Below are 12,221 nucleotides of genomic sequence, written 5' to 3' on the forward strand. Positions count from 1 at the left end.
CCCGTCGCGAACGTACGGCTCTCAGCCGCGAACGTAAGGAAGGTCCGATGACGGATCTCAAGCTCCCGACGCTCGACTACGCGGCACTTGCGCCGATCCTGATCCTGTTCGGGGCGTCGCTCCTCGGCGTCCTCGTCGAGGCGTTCCTCCCGCGGGCCCGCCGGCACCCGGTGCAGCTCGTCCTCAGCCTGCTCGCCGTCGTCGCCGCGCTGGTGATGGTGGTACTGAACGCCGACAACCGGCTGGTCACCGCCGCCACCGCGATCGCGATCGACGGGCCGGCACTGTTCCTCCAGGGCGCGATCCTGGTCCTGGCCGGGATCTCGCTGCTGCTGATCGGGGAGCGCGCGGTCCAGCGCGGCGGGGCCTTCGTGGCGCACGCCGCGGTGACCGTCGGCTCGCCGGAGGACGCCCGGCAGGCGGAGAAGGAGGGCGGGCTGACCGAGGTCTACCCGCTGACCCTCTTCGCCGTCTCCGGCATGCTGCTCTTCGTCGCCGCGAACGACCTGCTGACGATGTTCATCGCGCTGGAGGCGTTCTCGCTGCCGCTCTACCTGCTCTGCGCGCTGGCCCGGCGCCGGCGGCTGCTCAGCCAGGAGGCGGCGCTGAAGTACTTCCTGCTCGGCTCGTACGCCTCGGCGTTCTTCCTGTTCGGCATGGCGCTGGTCTACGGCTTCACGGTCGGCGCGGGCGACCAGGGCGGCGGGGTGGACTTCCTGACCATCCGGGACGCGGTCGGCAACTCGTCGGCCAGTTCGATCCTGCTCCTCGCCGGTCTGGCGCTGCTCGCCATCGGCCTGCTGTTCAAGATCGCCGCGGCGCCGTTCCACGTCTGGACCCCGGACGTTTACCAGGGGGCGCCGACCCCGATCACCGGCTTCATGGCGGCCTGCACCAAGGTCGCCGCGTTCGGCGGTCTGCTCCGGGTGCTCTACGTCGCGTTCTTCGGGGCGAGCTGGGACTTCAAGCCGGTCCTCGGCGTGGTCGCCGTCCTGACGATGCTGGTCGGGGCGGTCCTCGCGGTCACCCAGACCGACATCAAGCGGCTGCTGGCGTACTCGTCCGTGGCGAACGCCGGTTACCTGCTGGTCGGCGTCCTGGCGCTGTCCCGGGACGGGCTCTCCAGCACGATGTTCTACCTGGTGGCGTACGGCTTCTCGGTGCTCGCCGCGTTCGGGGTGGTGACCCTGGTCCGCGACGCCGACGGCGAGGCGACCCACCTCTCCCGGTGGGCCGGGCTCGGGCGGCGCTCCCCGCTCTACGCCGGTCTGTTCACCTTCGTGCTGCTGGCCTTCGCCGGCATCCCGCTGACCAGCGGCTTCACCAGCAAGTTCGCGGTCTTCGGGGCGGCGCTGGACGCCGGGCAGTCCTACCTGGTGATCGCCGGCGTGCTGACCAGCATGATCCTCGCCTTCCCGTACCTGCGGGTGGTGGTGATGATGTGGCTCTCCGAGCCGGGTGAGAGCACGCCGAGCGTCTCGCTGCCGGGCGGGCTGACCGCCGCCGCGCTGATGATCGGCGTGGCGGCCACCCTGGTGCTCGGGGTCGTCCCAACGCCGCTGCTCGACCTGGCCAACGGTGCCGCCGAGTTCGTCGGACGATGACCGCGTCCCCCCGGCCTTCGCCCCCGACCGCCCCCCACCAGGTATTTCCGGTTGGGTGTGGCATGGTTGAAGGCGTGGGGGGAACGGCTGACGCAATTGCGGCGATCGGGCTCGACTTCGCGGACGAGCGGGTCGAGGCCTCGGTCTCCCGGGTGCTCGCCGAGGTGGAGTCCGAGCTGCGACGCAACGTCGTCAGCGCCGATCCGCTGGTGACGGAGGCCGCGCGGCACCTGCTGGAGGCGGGCGGCAAGCGGTTCCGACCGCTGCTCGTCGCCCTCGGCGCCCAGTTCGGTGACCCGGAGGCTCCCCAGGTGGTGCCGGCGGCGGTGGTGATGGAGCTCACCCACCTGGCCACGCTCTACCACGACGACGTGATGGACGAGGCGCCGGTGCGGCGGGGAACGCCCAGCGCCAACTCCCGGTGGAGCAACTCGGTGGCGATCCTGGTCGGGGACTACCTCTTCGCCCGGGCCGCGGACATCGCCGCCGACCTGGGCACCGAGGCGGTCCGGTTGCAGGCCCGCACGTTCTCCCGGCTGGTGCACGGCCAGATCGCCGAGACGGTCGGCCCGCGCGGCGACGTCGACCCGGTCGCGCACTACCTGGACGTCATCGCCGAGAAGACCGGCTCGCTGATCGCCACGTCCGCCCGGTTCGGCGGGATGTTCGGCGGCGCCCCGGCCGCGTACACCGAGGCCCTGGCCGGGTACGGCGAGACCATCGGCATGGCGTTCCAGCTCTCGGACGACCTGCTCGACATCGCCTCCGAGTCCGTGCAGTCCGGCAAGACCCCCGGCACCGACCTGCGGGAGGGGGTCCCCACCCTGCCGGTGCTGTACGCGCTGGCCTCCGACGACCGTGACGCCGCCTCGATGCGGCTGCGGGAGATCCTCGCCCAGGGGCCGGTCACCGACGACGCCCTGCACGCCGAGGCGCTCGGCCTGCTCCGGGAGTCTCCGGCGCTGAAGCGGGCCCGGGAGACGGTGCGCAGCTACGCCGAGGAGGCGCGGGCGCAGCTGAGCCCGCTGCCGGACGCCGCACCGCGGCGCGCCTTGGAGGCGCTCTGCGACTTCATCGCCGACCGCACCGGCTGAGGTGTAAGGAAGGGCCCCTTTTTATCGCTTTCTGTCGTACAAGGGCCCCTTCCTAACCGTTCCGGGCGGCAGCCGGGCGGCCACCGAGCAGCATCCGGCGTCCGGTCAGCATGAGGGCAGCGGCGAGCAGCATCGCCCCGGCGGCGGTGAGCCACATCATCGGGTAGCCGAGGTGTCCGGCGATCGCGCCCAGTCCGAGCGGGCCGAGACTGCCGCCCGCGTACACCCCGGTCTGGGTGATCGAGGTGGCGGCGGCCGGGGCCTGCGGGTGAAGCTGCACCACGGCGAAGTTCAGCAGCCCGGGCCAGGCCCAGCCGATGCCGAAGCCGAGCGCCACCCCGACGGCCAGCGCGACCGGCCCGGCGACGGTGAGCAGGGCCAGCCCGGCGGCGCCGACGGTGAGCATCCCGGCGATGGTCGCGACGTGTCCCCCGGCGCGGTGGTCGGCCCACCAGCCGGTGCCGAGCCGGCCGAGCAGGCAGAGGGCGCTGCCAAGGGTCAGCACCAGGCCGGCGAGCCCCGGCGAGAGACCGCGGGCCACCGCCGAGTCGACCAGGAAGGTGCCGAGGGCGTTCGCGGCGGCGGCCGCCAGGGCGGCGGCGACGCCGAGGACCGCCAGGGCTCCGGTGGCGTGCCCGCTCCGCTGTCGGGCCGTTCGGGCGACCGGGCGCGGGCTCGCCGGGACGAGCGGGAGGGCGGCCAGGGCCAGCCCGGTGGCGAGGATGAACGCCCACCGCCAGCCGACGGTGAGCGCCACGGCCGGTACGGCGGCTCCGGCGAGCAGGGTCGCGGTGGGGATGGCGGACTGCTTGATCCCGAAGGAGAGGCCCTGCCGGCCGGGCGGGACGCCACGGGCCAGCGAGGTGTTGCTGGCGAGCTGTCCGAGCGCGTTGGCGCCGGCGCCGATCGCCAGCAGCCCGACCAGGGCCAGGTAGGAGTGGGCCAGGAGGGCGACGGCCAGGGTGGTCGCGGCGGAGAGCAGGATTCCGGCTCGGGCGACGACGACCGGCCCGTACCGCTCGACGAGGGCGCCCGACGGGATCGAGGCGAGCGCGCTGACGCCGAAGTAGACGGAGACCGCCAGGCCCAGCCCGGCGGGGGAGAAGCGCAGCTCGTCGCCGAGCTGCACCGCGAGCCCGCCGACCAGGAAGACCGGGAGTACGCAGGCGACGGTGGTGGCCGCGGCGCTCAGGACGGTACGACTGGGGCGGGAAAGGGTTACGGGGTGCGGGGGAGAAACGTTGAATTCGGCCATTTGCGACGAGCCTACGCGACCCACTCGTATGAACCGTTCGTGTCGGCAGGTGCACACACGGTGCCCGGGAATCTGGCATCCTCGATCCGAACGGGCATTTTCCAGGCGCCCGGTTTTTCATATTCTGTAAGTCCCCGGCGGCGGAGGTGGTTGTGCGCGACCCCTTGGCGGAACCTTCTGACCTGATCCGCAGCGTGTCGCGTGCCCTGCGCGTGCTTGAAGCGGTCGGACGGGCACCGAAGGGTCTGACCGTGAAGCAGATTGCCCGGCGTTGCGAGTTGACGGTGGCCACCACGTACCACCTGGTGCGCACGCTCGCCTACGAGGGCTACGTGATCAGGCGCGAGGACGGCACGTACATCGTCGGGTTGGAGGTGGCCGACCGGTACCGGGAACTCGTAACCGCGTTCCGCGGGCCGCCGTCGATCGGCGAGACGCTGCGCCGGGCCGCCTCGGAAACCGGGTACAGTCACTACCTGGGCCGGTTCGTCGGCGGCCAGGTGGCGGTCACCGCGGTCGCCGAGGGGCCCCGGTCGCCGTACCTGGAGGACCTGGTCCCCGGCTTCGACGAGGGGGCGCACGCCACCGCGCTCGGCAAGGCCCTGCTCGCCACGCTCACCCCCGAACAGCGGTTCCGCTACCTGCGGGAGTACGGCATGCGGCCGTTCACCCCGCAGACCCTGGTCGCGGCCGACGCCTTCGAGGCCGACCTGGCGGCCGGGGAGCGGCGTGGGATGCAGTTGGAGCTGGGACAGTTCCGGCAGGGCGTCGCCTGTGCGGCCGTCCTGGTGACGCCGGACAAGGACATGGAGCGGCGGACGGTGCTCGCCTGCGCGCTCCCGGCGGCCGAGATGATGACCTCGGCGCGGGTGGTCCGGGCCAAGCTGCTGGCGGTGGCCCACGCCATCGCCGACAGCCTCGCCGCCGAGTCCTGAGACGACGTGGCCCCCGGCTGCCCGGCGCTGCCGGGATGACCGGGGGCCACGGTGACCTCCACCGGTACGGGTTCACCCGCCGATTTCCGCCGCGGGGTTACCCGCTGGCGTCTGGCGGTGGTGCGGGTTCACCCGCCGACCTCCGCCGCGCCTCCGCCGCGGCTTCACCCGCTGACCTTCGCCGCGGCTTCACGTGTTGCTGACCTTCAACGTGGGGTTACCCGTCGACGTGCGGCGGGGTGGCGGCTCAGCTGCCGACGACGCCGCCGTCGAGTCGCCAGGTGACCACCACGCCCGGCTTGGCGAAGTCGCCGTCCGGCCAGTTCGAGGCCGGGTTCTCCACCGAGGCGCCGCTGATCTCGCCCGGGTGCTGGACAGCGACGAAGAGTGAACGGTTGTCCGTGGTGATGAACGGACCGCAGGTCTCGGCGCCGACCGGCACGGTGAGGAACTGCTTGAGGTGGCCGCGCTCCGGCCCCTCGACGGCGGTGGCGAAAAGGCCGTCGTTGCTGCCCAGCGCGTTGCCGTCGGTGGAGATCCAGAGGTTGCCGGCGCCGTCGAAGGCGACGTTGTCTGGGCAGGAGATCGGGGAGACCTTGGTCTTGTCGTAGCCGGCGAAGAACGTCGACGGGTCCGTCGGGTCGCCGCAGACGATCAGCACCGACCAGGAGAAGGTCTCCGAGGTGTTGTCGTTCCCGTCCTCGACCAGCTCCAGCACGTGCCCGTGCTTGTTGTTGGTCCGCGGGTTCGCCTCGTCGGGCGCCGGGTTGCTGCCGACACCCCGGTTCGTGTTGTTGGTCAGCGCCACGTACACCTTGCCGGTCCGGTGGCTCGGCTCCACATCCTCGGGACGGTCCATCTTGGTCGCCCCGACCGCGTCGCCAGCGAGCCGGGTGAAGGTGAGGACCTCCGCGGCGGTCATCCCCGGGACGTACGACGTGGTGCCGCGGACCAGCTTGATCCACCGGCCCCGGCCGTTGAAGGCGCCGTCGCTCGGGACCTTCCCCGAACCGTCGATCTCGTCGGCGCTGGTGAACTCGAACTTCGCGACGTACAGGGTGCCGGACTCGAGCAGGCTCAGGTTGTGCTTCCGGGCGGCCCAGGAGTCACCCTTGACGAACTTCTTCTCCGAGACGAACTTGTAGAGGTAGTCGAACCGCTCGTCGTCGCCCATGTACGCCACGGCGTGACCGTTGCGGGCGATGATGACGTTCGCGCCCTCGTGCTTGAACCGGCCGAGCGCGGTGTGCTTGCGCGGTCTGCTCTCCGGGTCGAACGGGTCGACCTCGACGATCCAGCCGAACCGGTGTGCCTCGTTGGGGTGCTTGGCCAGGTCGAACCGCTCGTCGGCCCGGTCCCACTTCCGGCTGCCCGAGGGGTAGCGGGCGGTGGTGCTGATGCCGTACCGGGCGAGCTTCGGCTTGAGCGCCTCGGGCGCGCCGTCGCCGCCGACGAAGTACTGGTTGAAGTTTTCCTCGCCGGAGAGGACCGTGCCCCACGGGGTGACGCCGCCGGCGCAGTTGTTCAGGGTGCCGACGACGGTACGACCCCGCGGGTCTGCCGTGGTCCTCAGCCAGGTCGACCCGGCCGCCGGACCGGTGAACTCGAACCTCGTCGACAGCGCGGTGATCCGCCGGTTGTACGGCAGCCGCCCCTTGCGGACCGGCTTCCACTGACCGGTGTCGCCGACCCGCTCGATCTCGACCACGCTGAGTCCGTGTGCCGCCATCGCGACCCGGAGCTGCTCGACACTGAGCGCGTCCAGGCTGGTGAAGCCCGGGAACATCAGCTCCTCGTTGGTGTACTCGTGGTTGACCACGAGCAGGGCGCGCGTGCCCCGGCGGTCCAGGGGCAGTACTCCGACGAAGTCGTTGTTGTAGCCGAACTGCCGCGACTGCCGGGCCGCGGTCTGCCGATGTACGTCGAACCGGGGCGCGTCGGGCAGCACCGGGTCGCCCCAGCGGATCACCACCGCGTGGTCGTACCCGTTCGGTACCACCAGTGAGTCGAGTTTGTTCGGCGGGATCGGCTTGAAGGTCAGGGCACCGGCGCCGGCCTGGTGCCCGGTCGAAGTGACGCGGTCGGCCTCCGGCACCACCGGAGTCGAGCCGCCGCCCGAGGCGGCCAGCGCCGGTGAGCCGGCCAGCGTGCCGGCCACCGCTCCGCCGAAGCCGAGCACCAAGGCGCCGACCGCGCCGGCCCGGACCACGCCGCGCCGGGTGACCTCGGCGGTGACGACGTCACCGAAGTACGCGTTGTCCGACTCGTTCGGTACGGGGTGGTCACAGGCGTTGCCGCAGCGGTACATGCAGGTCATGGCGCTCCGCCCACCGTGGCCCGCCGGGCCGAGCAGGGGGAGCAGCCGGGGTCGCTCGCTCATCGCCAGAAGAAGCCTCTCTGCTGGTCGTGGTGGCCGCCTGGCCGTACCTGGCCGGCGGATCCCTGCCGGACGCTAGGAGCGCGTCGTGATCGACGGTCAGCTCCCGGGTGAAGCGGACGTGAACAAACTCGCCTGAGCCGCAGGTTCAGCCGTTCGGCGTTGAACCGGTCGGCCGTCGGTTCCGTGGGAAGGGGTGCGGGGTGCGCCGCGTACCGTGCGACACGAGGCACGGATACGACGGCCGTGCGGGCGGAGGCGAGGTGACACTATCAGCGACCAGGACGCCGAACTGCTACGCGCCTTGCATGACGAGCACGCCGAGGCGTTGTTCGGTCACGCGCTGCGCCTGATGCGGGGCGACCGGCAGCGGGCCGAGGATCTGGTGCAGGAGACGTTGCTGCGGGCCTGGCGACACCCGGAGGCCCTCGACCCCGACCGGGGATCGGTACGGGCCTGGCTCTTCACCATCGCCCGCAACCTCGCCATCGACGCCTGGCGCAAGCGCGGTTCGCGGGTGGGTGAGGTGGTGACCGACGAACTACCCGAGCCGCCGCAGACGGTCGACGAGGCGGACCGGGCGGTGGAGGCGTGGACGGTCGCCGAGGCGCTCAACCGGCTCTCGGCGTCGCACCGGGAGGTGCTGGTGGAGTGCTTCTACCAGGGCCGGTCGGTGACCGAGGCCGCCGCCAGGCTGGGCATTCCGCCCGGCACGGTGAAGTCCCGTACGCACTACGCCCTGCGATCCCTACGGTTGATACTGGCGGAGATGGGGGTGACGGGGTGAGGCGGTGCGAATACGCCCACGATGATGGCGCGTACGTGCTCGGTGCCCTCTCCCCTGCCGAGCGGAGCGCGTACGAGCGGCACCTCGCCACCTGCGCGGACTGCCGCGACGCGGTCGCCGAGATCGCCGTCCTGCCTGGACTGCTCGGACGGCTCGCACCGGCCGACCTGGAGCGGATCACCCCGCCGGTCGGTGTCGAGGAACGGCTGCCGAAGCTGCTCGACGCGGCCCGGGCGCGTCGGCGCCGAGAGCGTCGGGTCGATCGGCTGCGTACCGTCGGGGTGGCGCTGGTCGCCGCCGGACTGGCCGCGGTCGCCGGGGTCGGGCTGGCCTGGCCGCTGACCCGTGCCGACTCCGGCACCGATGTCGAGGTGCGGATGGTCGCCATGGAGCCGGTGCAGGGCGGCGCGGTCCCGGTCACGGCCGAGATCGGCTTCGACGGGACGCGGTGGGGCACGGTGGTGACCATGCGCTGCCAGTACGCCGAAACCGCCGACTACACGAAGGCGTACACCTTCCGGCTGGTGGCGCACGGCCCGAACGGCGAGACGGAGCAGGTGGGCTCCTGGCTTGCCGCCCCCGGCGACGAGGCCACCTTCACCGGGGTCACCCGTTTCACCCGATCCGAGCTGACCCGGCTGGAACTCCTCCGCTACGACAACACTCCGCTGCTGGTGTACGACGTCCGGTAGCGATCCACCACCCCTTGTCGGAGGAGCCGCGGCCGGGATGGTCCCGGACGCGACCGGGGTGGTCCCTCCGTACCCGTTTCCGGTACGTCGCTGACGCGTCGTTCGCCGTGCACCGTCCGGTGGGGCGGGCCACGCCGCGGGTCAGCGGCGGCGGAGCGTCTGCCGCAGCCGGGCGGCGATCCGGCCCGGGGTCACCGGCACCACGGAGATCATCAGCCGGCCGGAGGCGTCCCGGACCGGGGTCACCACGGAGAGCCGGGCGCCGTGCCGCCGGACCAGCGGCACCGCGCCGGTGAGCCGGGGCGCCCGCAGCGCCACGGCACCACCGGCTCCGTTGGCGCGGTGCGCCCCGAGGGCCCGTGCCGGATCGAAGGCCCCGACCTGGGCCGAGACGATGCGACGGCGGCCGGTCGCGCCGCTGCCGACCAGCAGGTCGGCGACGCGGAACCGGATCCGGAGCCGGGTACCGGCCGGGCCCTGGGCGGTGATCAGGGTCTGCGCCGGGACCTCCTCCGCGCTGACCACGATCGGCGCGGCGCCGCGTGCGGCCAGGTCGGGCACCGGTGAGGACGCGTCCAGCGTCAGCACCCGTTCGCCCTGCTCGTCGGTCTCCCAGGTCGCCTCGGTGACGTCGAGCTTCGCCGACCACTCCGGCAGAGTGGTGACCTCGAAGCAGGAGTCCGGAAGCCGCCGTCCCGGGTCGCGGAATCCGGGGTACGCGGCGTAGCGGCGCTGCCCCTCGACCACCGTCGCCGGCACCCCGACCTCGGCGTCCTGCCGGATCACGGCGAGGAGGTCGTCGAGCCGGCCGTCCCGGGTCAGCGCCAGCCGGATTCGGGTCTCCGCCCCGAGTTGGGCGGCGATGTCGTCGGTGAGATACGCCGACACCATCCGCCCGACCCCGTCGTGGATCGCCTGCTGCGTGTCGCGGTCGAGGCGAAGCAGGTCGTCCTCGACCAGCTTGGCGATCTCGTGGTCGAAGCGGCGTGCCATCACCGCGTCCCGTTGCCGGCCCGGCGCGATCAGGTCGGCGATGAACGCCATGATGGTCTCGATGGTCCGCAGCCGTTCCTGGTGCCGGCTCTGGTAGGTGATGTTGGTGGCACCCAACCGGCGTACGGCGTAGTAGTACTCGTAGTCGGCCAGCACCGAGATCCGGCGCGCCCGGTAGCAGGCCTCCAGGGTGAACGGCAGGTCGCTGGCGATCCGCAGGTCCTCCCGGTAGCGGATGCCGTGCCGGTCCAGCAGCTCCTTCCGGAACAGTTTCGTGTTGGCCAGCGAGCGCGGCAGTGGTGAGTCGAAGAGGCTGAGGTCGGGTTCGGTGCGGGCGAAGATGTCCTGGTAGATGTGGCGACTGTTGACCCCGACCACCTTGCCGAGGACGACGTCCGAGCCGTACGTGTCGGCAGCGGTGACGAGGCGCTCCAGCGCCTCCCGGCCCAGGTAGTCGTCGGCGCCGACGAAGAAGACGTACCGGCCGGTGGCGGCGTCGAGACCCCGGTTGAACGGGCGGGCCGGGCCACCGGAGTTGGCCTGGTGGATGACGGTGAAAACCCCCGGGTAGCGGGCGGCGAACCGGTCGAGTGTCCGACCGCTGCGGTCGGTCGATCCGTCGTCCACCGCCACGATCTGCAACCGTGACAGGCCGATCGTCTGCCCGACCAGCGACGTCAGACACCGGGTCAGGTACGGCATCGTGTTGTAGACCGCCAGCACCACGCTGACGTCCGGGGTGCTCACGGAACGTTCGCCTTCACTGTGGACGTCGCGGACTCGGCGGGTGCCTCCGCCGTCCCGCGCGGTGCCAGCAACCTCTGGTAGATCTCGTCGAGCCGTTCGGCCTGCGCCTCCCAGGTCCAGCCGGGCAGCGGTGAGTCCGGCCCGTCGTACGCCGCCCGGTAGCGCGCCGGGTCGGCGAGGACCGTCCGCACCGCGCGGACGAAGTCGGCCACGTCCCTGGCCCGGAACACCTCGCCCTGGCCGGTGGCCCGGACCGTCTCCGCCATCGTCCGCACGTCGCTGACCACGATCGGCAGCCGCGCGTGCGCGTACTCGAAGAACTTGGTGATCAGGGCGATCTCGTGGTTGGGCCAGTGGTGGAGCGGGATGACCCCGACGTCCGCGCCGGAGAGGAACTCCACCACCTGCCACGGCGACACGTACCGGAGCGCGTGCACCCGTTCCGCCACCCCGAGCCGGGCGGCGTCGGCGCCGAGCTGGCGGACGTACGGCGCCTGCGGGTCGGCCACCACCAGGGCCAGGTGCACCCCGGGGAGCCGCGGCAGCGCCGCGACCACGGTGTCCAGGCCCCGCTGGACCGCCGCCGAGCCGGCGTAGACCAGCAGCGGCGTCTTCGAGTCGACGCCGCAGAGCGTGCGCAGCGCCGGCGGCCGGGACGCGGCACCGCTGCCGTGGCCTGGAGCCGGCTCCGCTCGGGCGGCGTCGCCGTCGGCCGCGATGCCGTCGTCGACCGGGGCGACGACCGGGGCGTTGAGCACGACGGTGGGGCGGGCGGCCAACCCGTACTCCCGGTGCAGCAGCTCGGCGAGGGCGTCGGAGACGGTGACCACCGCGTCGGCGTACGGCGCGTACTCGCGCTCGTAGCCGAGGTGGGCCGGCAGCCAACGGGCGTTGTCCCGGCGGGGCCGGGCCCCGGGCAGGAACTCGTGCGCGTCCCAGAGCAGGCGTACCGGACGGCCGGCGGCCCGGGCGCGCTGCCGGGCCCGGGCGCCGACCCCGAGCATCCGGAAGTCGTGGGCGTGGATGAGGTCCGGCGCCAGCTCGTCGATCACCGGGCCGAAGGCCCGTTCGTAGTTCCACAGCCCCGGTTCCAGCCACCGCCAGGCCTGGTCGCCCTTGACGGCCCGCCAGAACCACACCTGGGCGTGCTCCACGGGGCGACGGGCCAGCCGCGCGGCCCGCAGCGGCAGACCGCCACGAGCGAGCAACCACTGCCGTAGTCTGCCACCGCCCGGGGCGCGGGCACCCGCCCCGACTCGCCCGCCGATCCGGGCTTCCGCGTCGCCCGCGCCGGGTCCGGCATCCGGGCCTTTCGCGCCGGCTCCGGCATCCGGGCCTCCCGCGCCGGGTCCGACGGTCGGGTCTTTCACGCCGGCCGGGTCGGAGGCCCGTCGAGGGGCCACTGCGCCGGAGACGGCCCCGGCGGCATCGGGGCGTGGCCGGCCCTCCGGCAGCGGGAGCAGCCGGACCAGCGCGGGGCCGAGCCGCCACCGCTGCTCCTCGCCGGTTGGCGAGCAACCCAGCAGCGTCACGTCCCAGCCGGCCTCGGCCATCGAGCGGGCGCTCTTCTGAACCCGGGAGTCTCCCTCGACGCCGTTGTCGACGAGCATGACGACGCGGCCACGGGCAGCGCGGCTCGCCGCCGTACCGTCATTGCGACCCATGACTCTCCGATTCTCCGGCACCCGACCGAAATCATCGGCGAGTGTACGGCACCCTATTGCCGAGCCGGCCGGA

General features: G+C 72.4%; 9 protein-coding genes. 5 read left to right on the forward strand and 4 right to left on the reverse strand.

Annotated elements, in window-relative coordinates:
• The first annotated feature begins 47 nt into the window (after window positions 1-47).
• Together nuoN and EF879_RS03320 are read left to right on the forward strand one after the other, a co-directional pair.
• Window positions 48-1,604, forward strand: a complete 1,557-nt coding sequence (gene nuoN / locus EF879_RS03315) for an NADH-quinone oxidoreductase subunit NuoN (RefSeq protein WP_123554469.1) — start codon at window positions 48-50, stop codon at window positions 1,602-1,604.
• 62 nt (window positions 1,605-1,666) lie between these two features.
• Window positions 1,667-2,698: a polyprenyl synthetase family protein gene (locus tag EF879_RS03320; RefSeq protein WP_123554470.1), complete on the forward strand. Its 1,032-nt coding sequence runs from the start codon at window positions 1,667-1,669 to the stop codon at window positions 2,696-2,698.
• Window positions 2,699-2,750: 52 nt separating this feature from the next.
• Here EF879_RS03320 and EF879_RS03325 read toward each other — a convergent pair whose 3' ends face one another.
• Window positions 2,751-3,953 (reverse strand): MFS transporter, encoded by a 1,203-nt coding sequence (locus EF879_RS03325; RefSeq protein ID WP_123554472.1) that lies wholly within the window; start codon window positions 3,951-3,953, stop codon window positions 2,751-2,753.
• A gap of 152 nt (window positions 3,954-4,105) precedes the next feature.
• Between EF879_RS03325 and EF879_RS03330 the strand changes: the two genes are divergently transcribed.
• Window positions 4,106-4,888, forward strand: coding sequence for an IclR family transcriptional regulator (locus EF879_RS03330; protein ID WP_123554474.1), 783 nt, complete (start codon window positions 4,106-4,108; stop codon window positions 4,886-4,888).
• A 247-nt stretch (window positions 4,889-5,135) separates the two neighbouring features.
• On the opposite strand, the gene EF879_RS03335 is transcribed toward EF879_RS03330, so the two are convergent.
• Window positions 5,136-7,268, reverse strand: a complete 2,133-nt coding sequence (locus EF879_RS03335) for a PhoX family phosphatase (RefSeq protein WP_123554476.1) — start codon at window positions 7,266-7,268, stop codon at window positions 5,136-5,138.
• A gap of 268 nt (window positions 7,269-7,536) precedes the next feature.
• Here EF879_RS03335 and EF879_RS03340 point away from each other — a divergent pair, with 268 nt between their 5' ends.
• The gene (locus EF879_RS03340) at window positions 7,537-8,052 is read left to right on the forward strand and encodes a sigma-70 family RNA polymerase sigma factor (RefSeq protein ID WP_199736147.1); all 516 of its coding nucleotides are present in this window, start codon (window positions 7,537-7,539) and stop codon (window positions 8,050-8,052) included.
• Window positions 8,049-8,744 (forward strand): anti-sigma factor, encoded by a 696-nt coding sequence (locus EF879_RS03345; protein ID WP_123554478.1) that lies wholly within the window; start codon window positions 8,049-8,051, stop codon window positions 8,742-8,744. The genes EF879_RS03340 and EF879_RS03345 overlap by 4 nt, the downstream gene beginning before the upstream one ends.
• A gap of 141 nt (window positions 8,745-8,885) precedes the next feature.
• Here EF879_RS03345 and EF879_RS03350 read toward each other — a convergent pair whose 3' ends face one another.
• Together EF879_RS03350 and EF879_RS03355 are read right to left on the reverse strand one after the other, a co-directional pair.
• Window positions 8,886-10,484, reverse strand: a complete 1,599-nt coding sequence (locus tag EF879_RS03350; RefSeq protein ID WP_123554480.1) for a glycosyltransferase — start codon at window positions 10,482-10,484, stop codon at window positions 8,886-8,888.
• On the reverse strand, window positions 10,481-12,148 hold the full coding sequence (locus EF879_RS03355; protein ID WP_233604189.1) for a glycosyltransferase family 4 protein: 1,668 nt from the start codon (window positions 12,146-12,148) through the stop codon (window positions 10,481-10,483). The genes EF879_RS03350 and EF879_RS03355 overlap by 4 nt, the downstream gene beginning before the upstream one ends.
• Between the last annotated feature and the right edge of the window lie 73 nt (window positions 12,149-12,221).

Origin of the sequence: Micromonospora sp. HM5-17 (genome assembly GCF_003762835.1) — a bacterium.
GTDB lineage: Bacteria > Actinomycetota > Actinomycetes > Mycobacteriales > Micromonosporaceae > Plantactinospora.